This is a genomic window from Micromonospora sp. NPDC005299 (assembly GCF_042872345.1).
Taxonomy (GTDB): domain Bacteria; phylum Actinomycetota; class Actinomycetes; order Mycobacteriales; family Micromonosporaceae; genus Micromonospora.
This window is the reverse complement of sequence record NZ_JBIAKG010000004.1, coordinates 570,084-590,803: the sequence shown is the minus strand read 5'-3', so window position 1 is coordinate 590,803 and position 20,720 is coordinate 570,084. Positions and strand designations below refer to the sequence as shown.

13 protein-coding genes are annotated in these 20,720 nt (G+C 75.2%); 8 read left to right on the top strand and 5 right to left on the bottom strand.

Annotated features, from left to right (window positions below):
* Window positions 1-162: 162 nt before the first annotated feature.
* A complete protein-coding gene (locus ACFYPD_RS15830) occupies window positions 163-849 on the bottom strand; it encodes a type II toxin-antitoxin system PemK/MazF family toxin (RefSeq protein ID WP_387113373.1) in 687 nt (228 codons plus the stop codon).
* A 256-nt stretch (window positions 850-1,105) separates the two neighbouring features.
* Between ACFYPD_RS15830 and ligA the strand changes: the two genes are divergently transcribed.
* From ligA to ACFYPD_RS15800, 6 genes are all read left to right on the top strand, one after another.
* Window positions 1,106-3,259 (top strand): NAD-dependent DNA ligase LigA, encoded by a 2,154-nt coding sequence (ligA, locus tag ACFYPD_RS15825; RefSeq protein WP_387113371.1) that lies wholly within the window; start codon window positions 1,106-1,108, stop codon window positions 3,257-3,259.
* A 149-nt stretch (window positions 3,260-3,408) separates the two neighbouring features.
* Window positions 3,409-6,069, top strand: coding sequence for a putative bifunctional diguanylate cyclase/phosphodiesterase (locus ACFYPD_RS15820; RefSeq protein WP_387113369.1), 2,661 nt, complete (start codon window positions 3,409-3,411; stop codon window positions 6,067-6,069).
* Window positions 6,070-6,221: 152 nt separating this feature from the next.
* On the top strand, window positions 6,222-6,527 hold the full coding sequence (gene gatC / locus ACFYPD_RS15815; RefSeq protein ID WP_091268917.1) for an Asp-tRNA(Asn)/Glu-tRNA(Gln) amidotransferase subunit GatC: 306 nt from the start codon (window positions 6,222-6,224) through the stop codon (window positions 6,525-6,527).
* The gene (gatA, locus tag ACFYPD_RS15810) at window positions 6,524-7,999 is read left to right on the top strand and encodes an Asp-tRNA(Asn)/Glu-tRNA(Gln) amidotransferase subunit GatA (protein ID WP_387113367.1); all 1,476 of its coding nucleotides are present in this window, start codon (window positions 6,524-6,526) and stop codon (window positions 7,997-7,999) included. Before gatC ends, gatA begins: the two co-directional genes overlap by 4 nt.
* A 13-nt stretch (window positions 8,000-8,012) precedes the next feature.
* Window positions 8,013-9,512, top strand: a complete 1,500-nt coding sequence (gene gatB, locus ACFYPD_RS15805; RefSeq protein ID WP_387113365.1) for an Asp-tRNA(Asn)/Glu-tRNA(Gln) amidotransferase subunit GatB — start codon at window positions 8,013-8,015, stop codon at window positions 9,510-9,512.
* A gap of 118 nt (window positions 9,513-9,630) precedes the next feature.
* Window positions 9,631-11,988, top strand: a complete 2,358-nt coding sequence (locus tag ACFYPD_RS15800) for a pyruvate dehydrogenase (protein WP_387113363.1) — start codon at window positions 9,631-9,633, stop codon at window positions 11,986-11,988.
* Window positions 11,989-11,991: 3 nt separating this feature from the next.
* Here the strand turns inward: ACFYPD_RS15800 and ACFYPD_RS15795 are convergent, their stop codons facing one another.
* From ACFYPD_RS15795 to ACFYPD_RS15785, 3 genes are read right to left on the bottom strand one after another with little or no spacing between them, the layout of a single operon-like run.
* Window positions 11,992-13,602, bottom strand: coding sequence for a metallophosphoesterase (locus ACFYPD_RS15795; RefSeq protein WP_387113361.1), 1,611 nt, complete (start codon window positions 13,600-13,602; stop codon window positions 11,992-11,994).
* A gap of 55 nt (window positions 13,603-13,657) precedes the next feature.
* The gene (locus tag ACFYPD_RS15790; protein ID WP_387113359.1) at window positions 13,658-14,833 is read right to left on the bottom strand and encodes a PQQ-dependent sugar dehydrogenase; all 1,176 of its coding nucleotides are present in this window, start codon (window positions 14,831-14,833) and stop codon (window positions 13,658-13,660) included.
* Window positions 14,834-14,890: 57 nt separating this feature from the next.
* A complete protein-coding gene (locus ACFYPD_RS15785) occupies window positions 14,891-16,696 on the bottom strand; it encodes a SpoIIE family protein phosphatase (RefSeq protein ID WP_387113357.1) in 1,806 nt (601 codons plus the stop codon).
* Between the two features lie 140 nt (window positions 16,697-16,836).
* Between ACFYPD_RS15785 and ACFYPD_RS15780 the strand changes: the two genes are divergently transcribed.
* On the top strand, window positions 16,837-17,763 hold the full coding sequence (locus ACFYPD_RS15780) for a 2-hydroxyacid dehydrogenase (RefSeq protein WP_387113355.1): 927 nt from the start codon (window positions 16,837-16,839) through the stop codon (window positions 17,761-17,763).
* A gap of 5 nt (window positions 17,764-17,768) precedes the next feature.
* On the opposite strand, the gene ACFYPD_RS15775 is transcribed toward ACFYPD_RS15780, so the two are convergent.
* On the bottom strand, window positions 17,769-18,146 hold the full coding sequence (locus tag ACFYPD_RS15775; protein ID WP_387113353.1) for a PH domain-containing protein: 378 nt from the start codon (window positions 18,144-18,146) through the stop codon (window positions 17,769-17,771).
* A gap of 236 nt (window positions 18,147-18,382) precedes the next feature.
* On the opposite strand from ACFYPD_RS15775, the gene ACFYPD_RS15770 reads away from it, so the two are divergent.
* On the top strand, window positions 18,383-20,713 hold the full coding sequence (locus ACFYPD_RS15770; protein WP_387113351.1) for a putative bifunctional diguanylate cyclase/phosphodiesterase: 2,331 nt from the start codon (window positions 18,383-18,385) through the stop codon (window positions 20,711-20,713).
* Window positions 20,714-20,720: the final 7 nt, after the last annotated feature.

Genomic DNA, 20,720 nt, shown 5'->3' with positions numbered 1-20,720 from the left:
CCCGACCCCGCGAAACGCTGGGCTGGGCCACCCCGGCCCAACGCCTCGCACAACTCATCGCGCCCTAGCGATTGCACTGACCCCTTGACCCCGCCCCGGTGGCCGGGGCAACAACTTCATGATCGACCGGGTCGGGCGTGGGCGGTGGTGGTCAGTGCCGGGTCAGGCCGTCAGGTGGGGGAGGCGGCGGATCCCGTGCCAGAGGTCGGGGTCGCAGGCGCCGGCGCGGTCCTCGAAGGCGGTGAGGGGCACCGGGATGGGCTCGCTGATGTCCAGGAAGCTGTCGTGGTCGGCGTCCGGGTCCCAGCTCCGGGTGGGGATCGGCAGGTGGTCGTCCCGGCCCGACTTGTCCTGGCTGGTGATCTTCAGGACGTCGGCGTCCCGGCCGTCGATCCGCAGCACCAGGCAGGGGCGCACCTTCGAGCCGGTCCCGTCGGCGAAGGGCACGTCGGCCCACCAGACCTCCCCGGGGCGCGGCGTGGTCGCCGGCCCCCGCCCGGCGTCCCGGGGCCGCGGCGCCGCGCCGGTCCGCCCGCGCGCCGGCTCACCGCCCGTTCGTCCGCGCGTCGGCTCACCGCCCATTCGTCCGCGCGCCGGGTCGCCGCTAGGCCGAGCGCCGTCAGGGCGACCGCCGGGCCGGGAACCGCGGCGCCCGGCCTGTGCGCCGCTGCCCTGACGGGCCGCCGTCCCGGAGCGGTCGTCCGCCGCGTCGGTCCGCCTGCCCCGGCGACCCTCGCTCGGAGCCGCCGCCGTGGACCGCTGCGCGGCCCGGCGACGCCACTCGCCCCACAGCCAGCCGGCCGCGACACACGCCACGATCACCGCCGCCCAGAGCAGCCCGTCGCGCATCCGTACCCCCGCCTCTCGCCCGTGCCGGCCCAGAACCGCCCGGCGATCGTCGCACGGCGACCACCTCATCGCCCCGCACCACGACCCCGACCGCGGCCCACGGACCGTCCGGCGATCATGAGGGTGACGGGGTGGGATGTCCGCTTCGGCGCCGCCAACCTCATGATCGGCGGAGAACGGATCGGTCTGCCGGCGGCGGTTGTCACCCCCGCCCGCTACCGTGCGGGGGTAGCACGATCACGGGAGGTCGACAGCGGTGTCCGAGAGCGGCAGCGGGTCCGAGGACGAGGTTCCCCAGGCGGTCAGCCCCGCGCAGGAGGCGGCGGCCGGCGCCGAGCCGACCCCGGAGGCGCGGGAGCGGCACGCCACGCTGAGCCAGGAGCTCACCGAGCACCAGTACCGCTACTACGTGCTGGACGCGCCGACCATCTCCGACGCCGAGTTCGACAAGCAGCTCCGCGAGCTGGAGGCGCTGGAGGAGGAATACCCGGCGCTGCGCACCCCCGACTCGCCGACCCAGCGCGTCGGCGGCACCTTCTCCACCGACTTCACCCCGGTCACGCACGCCGAGCGGATGCTCTCGCTCGACAACGCCTTCGCCGACGAGGAGCTGGCCGCCTGGGCCGAGCGGGTCGAGCGGGACGCCGGCGGCCCGGTGCCCTACCTCTGCGAGCTGAAGGTCGACGGCCTGGCCATCAACCTGACCTACGAGAAGGGGCGGCTGGTCCGGGCCGCCACCCGGGGCGACGGGCGCACCGGTGAGGACGTCACCGCCAACGTCCGCAGCATCCGGGACGTGCCGGCCCGGCTTACCCCCTCCGACGACTTCCCCGACGTGCCGGAGTTCCTCGAGGTGCGCGGCGAGATCTACTTCCCGGTGGCCGGCTTCGCCGACCTCAACGCAGGGCTGGTCGAGCAGGGCAAGGCGCCGTTCGCCAACCCGCGCAACGCGGCCGCCGGCAGCCTGCGGCAGAAGGACCCGCGGATCACGGCCTCCCGGCCGCTGCGCCTGGTGGTGCACGGCATCGGCGCCCGCAGGGGCTTCCAGCCGGCCGCGCAGTCCGAGTCCTACGCGGCGCTCAGGGCGTGGGGGCTGCCGACCAGCGACCGCTGGCGGGTGGTGCCCGACCTGGCCGGGGTGGCGGAATACATCTCCTACTACGCCGAGCACCGGCACGACGTCGAGCACGAGATCGACGGCGTGGTGGTCAAGGTCGACCCGGTCTCCATCCAGGGGCGGCTCGGCTCGACCAGCCGCGCGCCACGCTGGGCCATCGCCTTCAAGTACCCGCCGGAAGAGGTCACCACCAAGCTGCTCGACATCGACGTCAACGTCGGGCGCACCGGCCGGGTCACCCCGTTCGCCGTCCTCGAACCGGTCCGGGTGGCCGGGTCCACGGTCGCCCTGGCCACCCTGCACAACGCCCGCGAGGTGGAGCGCAAGGGCGTGCTCATCGGCGACACGGTGGTGCTGCGCAAGGCCGGCGACGTCATCCCCGAGGTGCTCGGCCCGGTGGTCGACCTGCGCCCCGCCGACGCCCGCCCGTTCGTCATGCCCACCACCTGCCCCGCCTGCGGCACCCCGCTCGCTCCGGCCAAGGAGGGCGACGTCGACATCCGCTGCCCCAACTCGCGCAGCTGCCCGGCGCAGCTGCGGGAGCGGGTCTTCCACCTGGCCGGCCGGGGCGCCTTCGACATCGAGGTGCTCGGCTACAAGGGCGCCGCCGCGCTGCTCGACGCCGGGATCATCCACGACGAGGGCGACCTGTTCGCGCTCGACGCCGAGCAGCTCTCCCGCTCGCCGTTCTTCGTCAACAAGGACGGCACCCTCGGCAGCAACGCCACCAAGCTGCTCGACAACCTGGCCGTGGCCAAGGAGCGGGAGCTGTGGCGGGTGCTGGTCGCGCTCTCCGTCCGGCACGTCGGCCCGACCGCGGCGCAGGCGCTCGCCCGGCACTTCCGCTCGGTCGAGGCGATCGACGCGGCGAGCGAGGAGGAGCTGTCCTCGGTGGACGGGGTCGGCCCGACCATCGCGGCCAGCATCAAGGAGTGGTTCGCCGTCGACTGGCACCGCGAGGTGGTGCGCAAGTGGGCCGAGGCCGGCGTGCGGATGGCCGAGGAGGCCGGCGAGGAGGGCCCGCGCCCGCTCGAAGGGGTGACCGTCGTGGTCACCGGCACGCTGGCCGGGTTCAGCCGCGACCAGGCGTCCGAGGCGATCCAGAGTCGCGGCGGCAAGGTCACCGGCTCGGTCTCCAAGAAGACCGGCTTCGTGGTGGTCGGCGACAACCCCGGGTCCAAGGCCGACAAGGCGGCCGACCTCAAGCTGCCGATCCTCGACGAGGAGGGCTTCCGGGTGCTGCTGGAGTCCGGCCCGGACGCGGCCCGCGAGGTGGCCCGCACCGAGGGCTGACCCGACCCCGCGGCGACCCCCGCCGCGTATTCCAACTTAATTACGACTACGACCGATTCGTGACTGTCGTGTCGGGGAAACCGGCACCGAGGGCGTTTCATTGGCGTACGGCGCGTGACGGCGCGCCAGGGCCGACCCCGGGAGGTGCGATGGAGACCGGCGACCCGCGAAACTCCGTCCCGCCCGGGCGGACCGGGCCGTTCTTCGGCTTCGTCACCGTGGTCGGCGTCCTGGCCCTGCTCGTCTCGGCCGGGCCGCTGGCCGCGCTCCCCGACGAGCTGCCCCACCTGCCGGCCGCCTTCTGGACCATGGCGGCGCTCGCCGTCGCCTGCGACGCCCGCCCGTTCGTCCCGCCCGGTCGACGCCAGACCTCGGCGGTCTTCCCGTCGACCTGCTTCACCTTCGCCATCCTGCTCGGCTGGGGGCTCGGCCCGGCCGTCGCGGTGCAGGCCGTGGCGGTGGCCGTCTCCGGCTGGCGGCTCGGCTACGCCGGCTGGCGCACCGCCTTCAACGGGGCCCAGTACGCGTGCGCGCTGGCCGCCGCGTACGCGGTCACCCGGCTCGGCCCGGGTGAGCTCTTCGGCGGCGGCCGGCTGCACTGGACCGACGTGGCGGCGGTGGGTGGCGCCACAGCGACCTGGTTCGTCGTCAACTACGGCCTGGTCAGCTGCGCGATCCGGCTGCGCTTCGGTGACCGCTGGTGGCCCAGCGTCCGGCAGGGTCTGGCCTACGAGCTGCTCTCCACCGGCTCGCTGCTGCTGCTCGCCCCGGTGCTGGTGGCCGCCGCCCGGGCCAGCGCCGCGCTGATCCCGTTGGTGCTGGTGCCGCTGTTCGCGGTCTACCGGATGGCCCGGCTCTCCGACGAGCGCGAGCAGCTCGCCGACCTCGACCCGCTCACCGGGCTGCCCAACCGCAAGGCCCTGCTCACCGAGGTGGCCGAGCAGGTGCACCTGCACGCCGAGCGGGCCGCCCGCGGTGAGCCGGACGCCCACCTGGCCCTGCTGCTGCTCGACCTCGACCGGTTCAAGCACGTCAACGACGCGCTCGGGCACGCGGTGGGGGACCGGCTGCTGGTCGAGGTGAGCGCCCGGCTGATCGAGGTGGTCGGCGGGGAGGATCTGGTGGCGCGGCTCGGCGGCGACGAGTTCGCGATCGTCGTACCCTGGCTCACCGGCACCGACCAGGCCCGCGAGCGGGCCGACCGGGTGGTGGCGGCGCTCGCCGAGCCGGTGCCGCTGGACGGCCTGCCGCTGGACGTGGGCGGCTCCATCGGCATCGCCCTCTTCCCCGAGCACGGCGAGGACTTCGCCACCCTGATGCGCCACGCCGACGTGGCCATGTACGACGCGAAGCACCGCAACGACACCGTCGCCGTCTACGCGCCCGAGTCCGACCACAACTCCGCCGAGCGGCTGAGCCTCCTCGCCGACCTGCGCCGGGTGCTGGAGTCCGGGCCGCCCGCCCGGACCGAGGAGCCGACCGGCGTACGCGGCGGCGACGGCGCGGCCCTCGCCCCGGCGCCCGGTCTGCCCGCCCCGGCGGCGCGGCCGGCCCACGGCGACGGCCCGCGCCGCAACGGCGGCCGGGCCAGCGGGGCGCGCCTGATGCCGCGTCGGGATGCGGAGCCGCCGGCGCGGTGGCGGCTGCGGCGGCGCGAGCGGGTCGAGGCGCGGCACGACGACGAGCTGATCAACCGGATCGTGACCGGCGCCGACCCGATCCGGCGGCGGGCCACCCACACGGCCCCACCGGAGAACCCCGCGCCCGGCGACGGCGACCGGCTGACCCCGGCCTTCGGCGGCGAGCCCGGGGCGGTCCCCGACGGCCGGCCCGAGGTGATGCCCGATCAGCCCGGCGCGGTGCTCGGTGGCCGGACCGGAACGGTGTCCGCCGGCCGCCCGGAGCGCGGCGGTTCCGACCTCCCGGACGGCCGGGCGGGCGGTGCCGGCGCCGCCGCGCCCGCCCCGATCCGGACGGCGGAGCAGCGCGGCGGCACCGGTTCCGCCGGCCTCGACGACCCGGCCGGGGACCCGGGCGAGATCACCATGTACTACCAGCCGCAGATCGCCATCGCGACCGGCGAGGTGGTCGGGGTCGAGGCGCTGCTGCGCTGGCGGCACCCGCGCCGGGGCATGGTCGACCCCGGGGAGCTGATCCAGGTCGCCGAGCAGAGCGCGGTGATGCGGCTGCTCACCCGCCGGGTGGTGGACGACGTGGTGGAGCAGGTCGCCAAGTGGTCCGCGGCCGGTGTCACGCTGCGCGCCGCGCTCAACGTCAGCGTCCGGGACCTGCACACCGGCGAGATCGCCGAGCAGATCGCCGACCGGCTGGCCCGGTACGGCGTCCCCCCGGACCGGCTCCAGGTGGAGATCACCGAGGGTGCGCTGATGGCCGACCCGCGGCGGGTGCTGGCCAGCATCACCCAGCTGCACCGGATCGGCGTCGGCATCGCGCTGGACGACTTCGGCACCGGCTACTCGTCGTTGCAGCACCTGCGCCGGCTGCCGCTGTCGGAGGTGAAGGTGGACCGGTCGTTCGTGCTCGGGATGGCCGACGACCCGGACGACGCGGCGATCGTCCGCTCGATGATCGAGCTGGCCGGTGCGCTCGGGCTGCGGGTGGTCGCCGAGGGCGTCGAGGACGAGCGCACCTGGCGGCTGCTGCACGCGGCCGGCTGCGACGTGGCGCAGGGCTGGTTCTACGCCCGACCGATGCCGGCCGAGGAGCTGGTCACCTGGCTGTCCCGGTACCGGCCGGTCCACCCCGCCGTGTCGGCGGACGGCGAGGGGCCACGCCGCCCGCCCCGCTGACCGGCGTCCCGGCGGGCCGGCACCGGGAGTCGGAGGCGTCGACCCGACCGGAGGGCAATAGACTCGCTCCGGTCACCGCGCGTCATCGTCCCCGGCGAGCGCGCGGCCGGCACACCGCAGACGCAGCAGGACAGCCACGAAGGGGGCACCCGATGGCCGCCATCTCCCGCGAGGAGGTCGCGCATCTCGCGCGACTGTCGCGGCTCGCCGTCACCGAGGAGGAGTTGGACACCTTCGCCGGCCAGCTGGACGTGATCCTCCAGTCGGTCGCCCAGGTGGGCGAGGTCGCCGCGGCGGACATCCCGCCGACGTCCCACTCGGTGCCGCTGACCAACGTCCTCCGCGAGGACGTGGTGACGCCGTGCCTGACCCCCCAGGAGGCGCTGTCGGGTGCGCCCGACGCCGAGGAGCAGCGGTTCCGCGTCCCGCGGATCCTGGACGAGGATGTGGCTTCATGACTGACCTGACCCGGCTCACCGCCGCCGAGATCGCCGGCCTGGTGGCGACGGGCGAGACCTCCGCCGTGGAGGTCACGCGGGCCCACCTGGACCGGATCACCGCCGTCGACGACCAGGTCCACGCCTTCCTGCACGTCGACACCGAGGGCGCGCTGGCCGCCGCCCGGAGCGTGGACGAGCGCCGGGCCGCCGGCGAGGAGCTGGGGCCGCTGGCGGGCGTGCCGGTCGCCGTGAAGGACGTGCTCACCACGAAGGGCGTGCCGACGACCGTCGGCTCGAAGATCCTTGAGGGCTGGCGCCCGCCGTACGACTCGACGATCGTCGAGCGGCTGCGCGCCGCCGGCACGGTGATGCTCGGCAAGACCAACATGGACGAGTTCGCCATGGGCTCCTCCACGGAATACTCGGCGTACGGCCCGACCCGCAACCCGTGGGACCTGGAGCGGATCCCGGGCGGTTCCGGTGGTGGCAGCGCCGCGGCGCTGGCCGCGTACGAGGCGCCGCTGTCGATCGGCTCGGACACCGGCGGCTCGATCCGCCAGCCCGGCGCGGTCACCGGCACCGTCGGGGCGAAGCCCACCTACGGCGGCACGTCCCGCTACGGCCTGGTGGCGTTCTCCTCCTCGCTGGACACCCCCGGCCCGTGCGCGCGCAACGTGCTGGACGCCGCGCTGCTGCACCAGGTGGTCGGCGGTCACGACCCGCGCGACTCCACCTCGATCCCGGCCCCGGTGCCGGACGTGGTCGGCGCGGCGAAGCTCGGCGCGTCCGGCGACCTGACCGGGGTGAGGCTCGGTGTGGTCACCGAGTTCACCGGCGAGGGCGCCGAGCCGGGCGTGATGGCCGCGTTCCGCGAGTCGGTGGAGGCCCTCGCGAAGCTGGGCGCCGAGATCGTCGACATCTCCTGCCCGCACTTCAAGTACGCGCTGCCGGCCTACTACCTGATCGCGCCGAGCGAGTGTTCCTCCAACCTGGCCCGGTTCGACGGCGTCCGGTTCGGCCTGCGGGTCGGCGACGACGGCAACCGGTCGCTGGAGGAGGTCATGTCGCTGACCCGGGAGGCCGGCTTCGGCCCGGAGGTCAAGCGGCGGATCATGATCGGCACCTACGCGCTCTCGTCCGGCTACTACGACGCCTACTACGGGCAGGCGCAGAAGGTCCGCACCCTGATCACCCGGGACTTCACCGCCGCCTTCGAGCGGGTGGACGCGCTGATCTCGCCGACCACCCCGTTCGTGGCCTTCCCGATCGGGGCGCGCACCGCCGATCCCTACCAGATGTACCTGGCCGACCTGTTCACCATCCCGACCAACCTGTACGGCGGACCGGCCATCTCGGTCCCGTGCGGCCTCTCCGAGGGGCTCCCGGTCGGTTTCCAGATCATGGCTCCGACCATGGCCGACGACCGGATGTACCGGGTCGCCGCCGCGCTGGAGTCCACGGTCGGCACGTTCACCCCACCGGCACTGTGAGGCAGGAGCACCGATGACGACGACACTGCCGGCGTACGACGAGGTCGTGGCGCGCTGGGAACCGGTGATCGGCCTGGAGACCCACGTCGAGCTGGGCACGAACACCAAGATGTGGTGCGGTTGCCCGACCGACTTCGGCGGCGAGCCGAACACCCGGGTCTGCCCGGTCTGCCTGGGCCTGCCCGGCTCGCTGCCGGTGGCCAACAAGGCGGCCATCGAGGCGACCATCCGGATCGGCCTCGCGCTCAACTGCTCGATCGCCGAGTGGTGCCGGTTCGCCCGGAAGAACTACTTCTACCCGGACATGCCGAAGAACTTCCAGATCAGCCAGTACGACGAGCCGCTCTGCGTCGAGGGCTACCTGGACGTCGACGTCAACGGCGAGACCGTGCGGATCGGCATCGAGCGGGTGCACCTGGAGGAGGACACCGGCAAGACGCTGCACGTCGGCGGCGCCACCGGCCGGATCCACGGCGCCACCGAGTCGCTGGTCGACTACAACCGGGCCGGCATCCCGCTCGTCGAGATCGTCACGAAGCCGATCCCCGGCACCGGCGCGCTCGCTCCCGAGGTGGCCCGGGCATACGTCACCGAACTGCGTGACGTGATCCGCTCGCTGGGCGTCTCCGACGTCCGGATGGAGGAGGGCTCGCTGCGCTGCGACGTCAACACGTCGCTGAACAAGCCGGGCGAGGAGTGGGGCACCCGCACCGAGACCAAGAACGTCAACTCGCTGCGCTCGGTCGAGCGGGCGGTCCGCTCGGAGATGCTGCGCCAGGCGTCGGTGCTCGACGCCGGTGGCAGCATTACGCAGGAGACCCGGCACTTCCACGAGGACACCGGGGACACCACCCCCGGCCGGTCCAAGGAGACCGCCACCGACTACCGGTACTTCCCGGAGCCGGACCTGGTCCCGCTCGCGCCGGACACCGCCTGGGTGGCCGAGCTGAAGGCCGCCCTGCCGGAGCTGCCGCGGCTGCGCCGCAAGCGGATCCAGCAGGACTGGGGCCTGTCCGACCTGGACATGCAGTCGGTGGTCAACGCCGGCGCGGTCGAGCTGATCGAAGCGACCGTGGCCGCCGGCGCCACCCCGGCCGGCGCCCGCAAGTGGTGGCTGGGCGAGCTGTCCCGCCGGGCCAACGAGAGCGGCGTGGAGCTGGCCGACATCGGGGCCACCCCGGCGCAGGTCGCCGAGCTGCAGGGCCTGGTCGACGCCGGCAAGCTCAACGACAAGCTGGCCCGCACCGTGCTGGAGGGCGTGGTGGGCGGCGAGGGCTCGCCGACCGAGATCATGACCAACCGCAACCTTGAGGTGGTCTCCGACACCGGCGCGCTCACCGCCGCCGTGGACGAGGCGATCGCCGCCAACCCCGGCGTCGCCGACAAGATCCGCAGCGGCAAGGTGGCGGCGGCCGGCGCGCTGGTCGGCGCGGTCATGAAGACCACCCGCGGCCAGGCCGACGCCAAGACCGTCCGCGAGCTGATCCTGGCCCGCCTCGGCGTCCAGGGCTGAGTTCCGTCCCGAGGGCCGCCGTCGTGACCCGGCGGCGGCCCCCGGTCTGTTCCGAGTACGCGGCCACCCCGCACCCCCCGCGCGTGGGCGTCATCGGCGACGCCCGGATGGAGTCACCGTGAACCAGCACGACCTCGACGTCCTCGACGAGATCCAGCGGCGGGTGCTCTGGCTCGCCACCCGCATCGTGGACGCGGCCAACCACGACCGGGACACCGGCGACGGGGTGAAGGTCGGCGGTCACCAGGCGTCCAGCGCCTCGCTGGTCACCGCGATGACCGCGCTCTGGTTCGCCCACCTGGACGCCGAGGACCGGGTGGCCGTCAAGCCGCACGCCTCGCCGGTCTTCCACGCCGTCCAGTACCTCCTCGGCAACCTGGACCGGTCCTACCTGCCGAAGCTGCGGGCGCGCGGCGGGCTGCAGTCGTACCCGTCCCGGACCAAGGACCCGGACGGGGTGGACTTCTCCACCGGCTCCGTCGGCTTGGGCGCGGCCGCGCCGCTGTTCGCCGCGGTCACCCGCCGCTACGTCGACGCGCACTTCGGCGAGCGGCCGCACTCCCGGTTCATCGCCCTCATCGGCGACGCCGAGCTGGACGAGGGCAACATCTGGGAGGCCGTGGCCGACCCGGCCACCACCGGGCTGGGCAACGTGATGTGGCTGGTCGACTTCAACCGCCAGTCGCTGGACCGGGTCGTCCCCGGGGTGCGGATCAACCAGTGGCGGGGGCAGTTCGAGGCCGCCGGCTGGCACGTGGTCGAGGTCAAGTACGGCCGCAGGCTCGCCGAGGCGTACGAGCGGCCGGGTGGCGCGGTGCTGCGCGACTGGATCGACCTGATGCCCAACGAGCAGTACCAGTCGCTGTTCGGGCTGGCCGGCCCGGCCCTGCGCAAGCAGTTCCTGGACGGCGCCCCGGCCGAGGTGGCGGCCTTCGTGGCCGACATCCCCGACGACGAGCTTGGTCCGCTCGTCACCGACCTGGGCGGGCACGACCTTGCGGCGATGCTCGACGCGTACGCCCAGTGCGACGCGGTCACCGACCGGCCCAGCGTGGTCTTCGCCTACACGGTCAAGGGGTGGGGCCTGCCGATCGCCGGCAACCCGCGCAACCACTCGGCGCTGCTCACCACCGAGCAGGTCGACGCGCTGCGTGCCGCGCACGGCCTGACCCCCGACACCGAGTGGGACCGCCTCGACCCGGCGTCCCCGGCGGGCATCCGGGCCGGCGAGCGCCGGGAGGCGCTGTCCCGCGCGCCGCGCGAGCGGGCGCTGGGGGTCACCGTCCCGGAGACCACGAAGGTACGGGTGAACAAGCCCGTCTCCACCCAGGAGGTCTTCGGCCGGGTGCTGGTCGACCTGGCCCGCGACCCGAAGGTCGCGCCCTACCTGGTCACCACCGCGCCGGACGTGGCCACCTCCACCAACCTGGCCGGGTTCATCAACAAGACCGGCGTGTTCGCCCCCACCGAACAGCGTTCCTGGACCGAGGACCGGATGCTGCGCTGGACGGAGACCCCGACCGGGCAGCACATCGAGCTGGGCATCTCCGAGATGAACCTGTTCCTGCTGCTCGGCCAGCTCGGCCTGTCGTGGGACCTGTCCGGGCAGCCGCTGCTGCCGGTGGGCACGGTCTACGACCCGTTCGTGCTGCGCGGCCTGGACGCATTCCTCTACGGCACCTACTCCGGCTCCCGGTTCGTGGTGGCCGGCACCCCGTCCGGCATCACCCTCGCCCCCGAGGGCGGCGCCCACCAGTCGACCATCACGGCCTCCGTCGGCCTGGAGCTGCCCGGGGTCACCTTCTGCGAACCCGCGTACGCCGGCAGCCTCGACTGGCTGCTCTGCGACGCGCTCGGCCAGATCGCCGGGGGAGCGGCCCCGGCCACCACGGCCGCGCCGGCCGAGGACGGGGCCTACTACTTCCGCCTCAGCACCCGCCCGATCGACCAGGCGCCGTTCGAGGCGGCCCGGGCGCGGATCGGCGACGCGGTGCTGCGCCGGCAGGTGGTGGCGGGCGCGTACCGGCTCGTCGACGCGCACGAGGCGTACCCCCACCTGGCGGACGCCCCGGTCGTGCAGCTCGCCGCCTCCGGCGCGGTGCTGCCGGAGGTCCTCGCGGCCGCCGCGGAGCTGGCGGAGGAGGGCGTCGCGGCGCACGTGGTCGACGTGACGAGCCTGGACCGGCTCTACCGGGCCTGGCAGCGGACCCTGCGCCAGGGCGTGCGGACGGCGACCGTGCCGAGCGTGCCCGGCGCGCTGCGGTCCGCCTTCGCCGACCGGGTCCCGGTGGTGACCGTGCACGACGCCGCCTCGCACGCGATGGCCTGGCTCGGCTCGGCGCTCGGCGCCCCGGCCGTGCCGCTCGGGGTGGACGAGTTCGGCCAGTCCGGCAGCGTGGGGGAGCTGTACGAGCTGCACGACCTGCTGCCCGGCAGCATCGTCAACGCCGCGCTGGCCGCCCTGTCGCTGCGCTGAGCCTCAGCCCGTGGGGCTGGGCGTCGCGGTCGGGCTGCCGTTCGGGGCGGGCGAGACAGGCCCGCCCCGGGTCGGGGTCGGGGTGACCGGCACCTGGTCGCCCTTCTTCGGGTCCTGGATCACGTGCCGTTCCAGGTTGACCTGCGACTGCCCGGTCCCCCCCACGGTGATGTCGTCGTAGGCCTGGAGCAGCTTCTGCTGGTCGAAGTAGAGCACCGACATCGACAGCGGGGTGGGCTTCTCGCCCTCCAGGCCGCGCAGCCCGGCGCCGCCGGTGGAGCCCTCGACGAAGAGCTGGGTCGGCTGCTTGCCCGGCACCTGCGGCAGCTTCGACACCTGGCGGGCGTGGGTGTGCCCGGCCAGCACCAGCGGGCAGGTGCCGGAGAGCGACCCGGCCGAGGCAGGGTCGTGCACCAGCGCGATGTTCACCGGCTTCGGCGAGCTGTTCACCGTCGCGGCGAGCTGCTCGCCGGCCCCGATCACCTGGTCGGCGACCACCTTGGTGAGCCCGCTGCCGGCCGGCGAGGTCTCCTTGTCCGGGGTGAACCGGGGGTCGCCGATGCCGGCGATGGTCAGCCCGGCGACCGTGGTCGTGGAGTTGTTCAGCACGACGGCGTTCGGCTGGGCGGCCACGGCAGCGGCGGTCCGCGCCGAGTCGTGGTTGCCGCGGATGTAGACGTACGGCTTCTTGAGCAGGCCGATCGAGCCGACGAAGGACGCCTCGGGCTCGCTGCCCCAGTCGGTGATGTCGCCGGTGTCGATCACCACGTCGATGTTGAACTGCTCCACCACCGTGCGGATGAGCTGCCAGCCGGTGGGGTTGAGGTGCATGTCGGAGACGTGCAGCACCCGCGTGGTGCCGGGCGACGGCTGGACCACCGGCAGGGCGGAGACCGTGGTGTAGAGCTTGCTGACGTTGCCGACCAGCCGTTGCAGCTGCTCGGCGTACTTGGTGTAGTCGTTGGCGATCCGCCGCGCGTCACCGACGATCGCCGGTGCGTTGACCAGCAGCCCCTCGTAGCGCGGCTCCTCGATGGCCTGGGGCCGGATGGTGGCGGCGGCCAGGCCGAGGCTGCCGGCGGTGACCGCCAGGGCCAGCCCGCCGGCCCACGCGGTGCGGCGAGCGTCGCGGAAGACCAGCCCGGCCAGCAGCAGGGTGGCCAGCACCGCCGAGGCCAGGGTCTTCAGGCCGAGCCGCATGACGCCGGCCCGGACGTCCTCCACCGCCGACTGGCTGGCCCGGCTGATGCTCGCCGGGTCGTCGATGAGCGCCTCGGTCCGCCGCTGGTCGAGCGCGCCCAGCTCGACGGTCAAATAGGCCGGCCCGTCGTGGCTGTCCAGCAGCAACGCGCCCAGCGGCGGGATGTCGACGGTGGTGCCGCCGCTCAGCGACGGGCTGAGGTTGAGCTGCGCGCGGAACGGCCCGATGTCGGTGCCCACGTGCCCGCCCGCGTACGTGCCGGCCACCACCCCCGTGAAGGTGACCACGAGCACGGCCAGCACGACGCCGAGTCGGCGCAGGCCGGTGCCGGGGCGCCACCGGCGGCGGGCGCGCCCCTCCTCCGGGCCCGTCCCGTCCCCGGTGCTGTGCTGCTCGTTCTCGTGGCCGTCCATGCTGAGATTCTGACCTGCCCGTTGAAGGATCTTGGCAAACCCGGGGGAAGCGGGATCAACTGCGCCCGGCGCCGCCGTCGGCGAAGACCAGCCGCAGGATCCGGTCGTCGTCGCCCGCCGGCTTGCCCCGCCCGTCCCGGTTGGACGTGCTCACCCACACCGAACCGTCCGGCGCCACGGCGGCGGCCCGCAGCCGGCCGTACCTGCCGGTGAGCAGCTCGCGCGGTTGGCCGAGGACCGTGCCGTTGCCGGCCAGCTCGACCAGCCAGAGTCGCTGCCCGCGCAGGCAGGCGGTGATCAGCAGCCGCTCCACGGCCGCCAGGCCGGAGCAGGAGGCGTCGCCGGTGCGCCACTGCACGATCGGGTTGACGTAGCGCTTGTCGTCGCCGCGCCCCTCGACCTGCGGCCAGCCGTAGTTGCCGCCCTTGTTGATCTGGTTGATCTCGTCCCAGGTGTTCTGGCCGAACTCCACGGCGTACATCCGCTTGTCCGGCGTCCAGGCGAACCCCTGCACGTTGCGGTGCCCCGTGGACCAGACCGGGGAGCCGGCGGCGGGGTTGCCGGGGGCGGGCTTGCCCTCCCGGGTGATCCGCAGGACCTTGCCGCCGAGGCTCTTCGGGTCCTGCGCGTTCGCGGTGCGCCCGGCGTCGCCGGTGCTGGCGTAGAGGAAGCCGTCCGGGCCGAAGCCCAGCCCGCCGCCGTTGTGGTTGCCGGCCTTGGGGATGCCGGTGACGATCGGGGTCGGCGGCCGGCCCAGCTCCAGCTTCGCGATCCGGTTGTCCTCGGCGCTGGTGTAGTAGACGAAGACCGTGCGGTCCCGGGCGTACGCGGGGGAGACCGCGATGCCGAGCAGGCCGCCCTCGCCGGCGGCCGCCACGTCCGGCACGGTCTGCACCACCCGGACGTTCATCCCCTCCGGTCCCGACTCCGGGCCGACCTGGAGGATCCGCCCGCTGTCCCGTTCGGTGACCAGCGCGGCGCCGTCGGGCAGGAAGGCGATGGCCCAGGGCACCGCCAACCCCTTCGCCAGCACCGTGGCGACCACCTGCTGGCCGGCCCCGCCGGGGCTGGCCGAGGTGGACGGCGACGGGAGGTTGGGCGGCTCGCCGGCCGGGTCGGGGTCCGGGTCGCCGAAGGCGCAACCGGCGGTGCCCAGCAGCAGCGTCGCGCAGGACGCCGCCAGCGCCGCCCGGAGGCGGCCGATGCGGGGGTACGGGGGACGCGGCCTCACCCGGCCCAGCGTAGCCGGGCCGGGTGGCGAAGCGGGCCCGACGAACCGAGTCGCGGCTCAACGCGCGCGCAGGGCGAGCAGGGCGACGTCGTCCTCCCGCCGCTGGGTCGCGGCGAGCAGCCGGTCGCAGAGGGCCGCGAGGGGGAGCGTGGCGGTGTCGGCGAGCTGCGCGATCAGCTCTGCCTGCCCCTCGTCGATCGGCCGGTCCCGGCGCTCGATCAGCCCGTCGGTGTACAGCAGCAGGGTGTCGCCGGCGGCGAGGGTCAGCTCGCGGCGCGCGCGCCGCGGCGGGTGGGTCAGGCCGAGCAGCGGGCCCCGGATCCCGTCCAGCACCCGCACCGGCCCGTCGGCGCGCACCAGCAGCGGCGGCGGGTGGCCCGCATTGCACCAGGAGACCCGGAGCCCGGGCGCGGTCGGGCGGACCCGGGCCAGCACGGCGGAGGCCACGGTCGGGATGGGCAGCCCCCGGATCGCCCGGTCGAGGTGGGTCATCAACTCGTCGACCGGGTCGTCCCGCCCGTACGCGTCGCCGCGAACCAGGTTGCGCAGCTGCCCCATGGTCGCGGCGGCCTCGATGTCGTGCCCGGCGACGTCGCCGATCGCGGCGACCAGGTCGCCGTCGGGCTGGACGAAGGCGTCGTACCAGTCGCCGCCCACCTCCACCCGGTCCGCCGCCGGCTGGTAGCGGGCGGCCAACTCCACGCCGGGCACCTCGGGCAGGGTGGGCAGCATGCTGTGCTGCAGCACCTCGGCGACGTGCCGCTGCTCGCCGTAGAGCCGGCTGTTGCCCAGGGCCTGGCTGGCGCGGCGGCCGATGTCCAGCGCGGTCCGCAGGTCGGTCTCGTCGAACCCGCGCCGGGACGGCCCGTTGACCAGCGTGACGGCGCCGATGACCCGGACCCCGGCGCCGGTGATCGGCACGCTGAGGTGGGAGCCGAAGCCCAGCCGGCCGGCGAGCGGCGCCAGCTCCGGGTGGCTGGTCCCCCGCTCGACCTCGGCCAGGACGGTCGCCTCGCGCATGACCGGCCGCCCGGTCCGCAGCACCGACCGGATGAACGAGTCCGGACCGAGGCCGGTGGCCAGCAGCGCGGCGAACCGGGCCAGGTCGCCCGACCGGTCCGGGTCCCGGTGCGTGCCCGAGAGGGAACGCGGCCGGCCCGCCGGATCGACCAGGGTGATGAGGCACCAGTCGGCCAGCAGCGGGACCATGGCGTGCCCGAGCCGGTCGACCGCCGTGGCCACGTCGAGCGTGCCGCCCAGCGTCTCGCTCATGTCGGCCAGCACGGCGAGCCGGTCGTGCGCCTCCTCGGCGAGGCGGCGGGCCTGCTCGGCGCTCCGCACGGCGATCCGCAGGCGCAGCTCGGAGGAGCAGGCGGCGGCCAGGTCGGCGAGGGTACGCAGCTGCTCGGCCGTCCAGGCCCGGGGCTTGCTGTCGATGGCGCAGAGCGAGCCGAGCACCCGGCCGTCCAGGTCGGTCAGCGGCATCCCGGCGTACGCCACCACCCCGAGGTCCTGGATGGCCAGGTTCCCGCGCACCCGCGGGTGGAGGCGGGCGTCGGGCAGCACCATCGGCACCTCGACGTCGACCACGTGCTGGCAGAACGAGTGGCTCAGCGGGGTCTCCCGCCGGTCGGCCCACGGCTGGGGCAGCCCGGCCGCGCCGGGAAAGAACTGGCGGTCGGCGGTGACCAGGGAGACCAGCGCGACCGGCACGTCGAGCAGGTCGCTGACCAGTCGAGCGAACCGGTCGAACGCCTCGTCGGGTGCCGCGTCGAGCCGGGTCTCCGTGAGGGATCGGAGCCGCTCGGGGTCGAGCAGCGCCGGAATCGGCACGGCCGGGCGCCCGGGAGTGTCCTCGCTCATCGCCACCTGTCTCCGGAGTCGGGAACGCCAGCCGACGCTCGGCCTCGTAATACCTCGCGCTGTCGGCCGCCAATCGTCTCAGCGGTGGTCGTCACGACCCCGCCCACGTGCCCCGTCCGGGACGGCTATCGTCGGCGGTCGTGAAGGTATGGATTCCGCACCCGGCCGGCCGGCGCCTCCTCGGCGAGCTGCCCCCGGGCGTCACCGTGGAGCTGCTGGAGGACCCGGCCCGGCCGCCGTCGTCCCCGACCGGTGTGCGGTTCTGGGTGCCGCCCTTCCTCGCCGGCCCGGACGCCGGCGCGCTCCTGGCCGAGCTGCCGGACCTGAAGGTGGTGCAGCTCCTCTCCGCCGGAGCGGACGCCTGGGTGGGGCGGGTTCCCGAGGGTGTGACGCTCTGCGACGCCCGGGGCGTGCACGACTCGGCCACCGCCGAGTGGGTGGTCGCCGCGATCCTGTCCGCGCTGCGCGGCTTCGGTCCGCTGGCCCGCGCGCAGGGCCGCCGCGAGTGGGCGTACGACGAGGTGGCCCCGACCGACGAGCTGGCCGGCAAGCGGGTGCTGATCGTCGGCGCGGGCTCGATCGGCGCGGCCGTCCGGGCCCGGCTGGCCCCCTTCGAGGTGAGTTTCACCCTGGTCGCCCGGACGCCGCGTCCGGCCGAGGGGGTGCACGGTGTCGACGAGCTGCCGGCCCTGCTGCCCGAGGCGGACGTGGTGGTGTTGCTGGTGCCGCTGACCGAGCAGACCCGGGGACTGGTCGACGAGAAGTTCCTCGCCGCGATGCCGGACGGCGCGCTGCTGGTCAACGCCGCCCGCGGCCCGGTGGCCCGCACCTCGGCGCTGATCGCCGAGCTGGCGTCCGGGCGGCTACGGGCCGCGCTCGACGTGACCGACCCGGAGCCGCTGCCGGCCGAGCATCCCCTGTGGGCGCTGCCGAACGTGCTGCTCACCCCGCACGTCGCCGGCTCGGTGCGCGGTCTGCTGCCGCGGGCGTACCGGCTGGTGGGGGAGCAGTTGCGCCGGTTCGCCGCCGGGGAACCGCTGACGAACCGGGTGGTCGACGGCTACTGACGCCGTCAGCCGGCGGATTCGGGCAGTTCCTGCCCGGTGGCGGAGATCAGCCGGGGCAGGTCGGCGGCGCGGACCGCGGGGAGCAGCAGCGTCTGGCCGTCGTCGAGCCGGGCGACCGCCCGGCCGCGCGGGTCGGCGGCCAGCTCGGCGACCCGCGTCCAGGGCACCCGACGCTGGCCGACGAGGGCCCGCAGCCGCAGCTCGCGGGCGTCCGCGTCGGTGCCGGCCCGCCACGCCCAGGCGGCGATCGCCAGCGGGATCAGCAGCACCCAGAGCAGCCACCAGCGCGCGGTGGCCAGCGGCAGGGCGCCGATGAGCGCGACGAGCGCGGCGACCAGGATCGCCTGGTTGTAGCGGAAACGAACGGTGTCGGCGCGGCTCACCCCCCGATGATCCCACCTCGGGCCGGCGGCGCTCCCGGCGGGCGGCCGGCGCGGGCCGGAGTCCGGGTGTGACGGGCGTCACGTGATGTGTCGCGTAACCCTGGGTGTCCGGGATCGTTTATGGGCGTGGCCGCGCCGGTCCCCGTCCGGCGTCGGTCGCGCCCGGCCCGACCCGCTGACCCCGCACGTCGTACCGCAACCGCACCGCCCCGTGCCCCCTCACGAAGGCGACCGCCGTGCCTGTCACCCGCCCTTCCGCCGGTCCCCGCCGCCGGCCACCGCTGCCCGATCTCGTCGTGTCGCTCGCCGGCGCGCTGTTCGTCCTCGCCGGCGCCGCCGGCCTGGTCCCCGGCCCGGCCGCCGTGGCGCTCGCCGTGGCCGGTGGTTCCGCCCTGGCCTGTGTCCGGCTCGCCCGGCTGGCCGGCGCCCCGCCCGCGCCGCCCGCCGCCACGCCGGCCGGTCAGCGGCCCGGCGGTACCCCGCCGCCGGACCCGGGCGTCCCGCCCGAGCCGGTCGCCGCCCGGCCGACCGGGCGACGGGCCCGCCGGGTGGCGCTGTCCCGCCGGGTCGCCGGGATCCTCGACGCCGCCGTGCTGGCCGCCGGGCTCACCGTCGCGGTGCTGCCGCTGAGCGAACCCGCGCACCGGCTGCCGGTCGCCCTGGCCGGCCTGGCGATCACCGCCCCGCTGTACGCCGTCGCCCTGTTCCGGCTGCCCGGCCGCTCCCGGCTCTCCGGCGCGGAACGGCTGCGCCGCGGCGTGGACGTGGTCGGCCTCGGCGTCAGCCTGGCCTTCGCCGGCTGGGTACTGCTGCCGACCGGCCCGGTGCCGCCGGCCGCGCGGGCCGCCAGCATCGGCGGCGCCCTGGCGCTGGCCGTCCTGCTGGTGGCCGCGTTCGCCGAACGGCGCCGGCGACCGGGTGCGGCCCGCTGCCACGCCGGCGCGGGCACCACGCTGGGCGGGCTGGCCCTGCTCGTGGTGCTGCTCGCCTACACCGCCCCGGACCGGGCCGTGCTGACCGTCGCGCCGCCGCTGCTGGCCGGCGTGCTGCTCACGGCGGCCGGCGCCCGGCGTACCGCGGACGGGGAGCGACCCCGCACGGGCGCGGCGCCGGCCGCCTGGCCCGGGCTGACCGCGCCGGCCGGCATCGCGGCGCTGGCCGCCGGTCACCACCTGTGGACGGTGGGACAGTTCACCGCCCCGGCGATCGCCCTGGGGTTGTCCGTCATCCCGCCCATGGTGGTCCGGGAGGTGCTCGCCGCCGCCGACCACCGGCGCCGGGCCGAGCGGCTGGCCGCCAGCGAGGCGCGGCTGCGGCTCCTGGCCGGCGGCGGGGAGTGGCCCGCCGACGCCCCGCCGGCCGACCGGGTCGAGCTGGTCCGCGCCCTCGCCCGGCGTGCCGGTGGCGCGCTGCTCGTGGTCGACCTGCACGGTGCCGACGAGACGGCGGTGCTGGACGAGCCGGTGCTGGCGGAGGTGGTCCACCGGCTCCGGTCCGGCTCCGGCCCGCACGACCTGGTGGCCCGGCTCACCGACTCCGAGTTCGCCGTGCTCACCGACCTCGGGCCGGTGCCCGCATTCGCGCTGGGCATCCGCCTGCTGGCCGCGCTCGCCGAGCCGTGTCCGCGGCCCGGCGGGGCGAGCCGGATCCGGGCCAGCATCGGGCTGGCCGAGACCACCGGCGGCGAGCCGGGGGACGTGCTGCGCCAGGCCGACCTGGCCCGGCGGCGCGCGGTGCAGCTCGGCCGCGACCGGGTCGAGTGGTACGACGCCTACCTGGAGGAGCAGCTGGTCCGCCGGCTGGACCTGGAACGGGAGCTGCCGGGCGCGGTCGCCCGGGGCGAGCTGGACCTGGTCTACCAGCCGGTGCTGGCGCTGGCCGACCGGCAGCCGGTGGGCACCGAGGCGTTGCTGCGCTGGCGCAGTCCCGTGCTGGGCACGGTGCTGCCGGCGGAGCTGCTGCCCGTGGCGGCCGACCTCGACCTGCTCGGGGAGGTCGGGCGGTGGGTGCTGGACCGGGCCTGCCGGCAGCTCGCCGACTGGTCGGGGGGCGGCCGGGAGCTGTGGATGGCGGTCAACGTCACGCCCCGGGAACTGGCCGCGCCCGACTTCGTGTCCCGCACGGCGACGGCACTGGCCGCGTACGACGTGCCGCCGGAGCGCCTGGTGGTGGAGGTGGCCGAGCCGGCGGTGGCCCCCGAGCTGTCGACCGTGGTGGCCCGGCTCGCCGGCCTCCGCTCGCTCGGTGTCCGCACCGCGCTGGATGATTTCCGCGCCGAACACGCCTCCCTCGCCCAGCTCCGCCGGCTCCCGATCGACCTGCTCAAGGTGGGCCCGCACCTGGTCGGGCCGGGCGCCGACGTGCAGCGGCCGCTGATCGACGTGGTGGCCAACCTGGGTGACCGGCTCGGCCTGGAGGTGGTGGTCGAGGGGCTGGAGTCCGACGCCCAGGTGGCGGGGGCACGCCGGGCCGGCTGCCGCTACGGGCAGGGCTTCGCGCTGGCCCGCCCGGCCCCGGCGGAGCGGGTGGAGGCGTGGTTCGAGGAGTTCCCCTCGACGCCCCGCTGACCTGGTC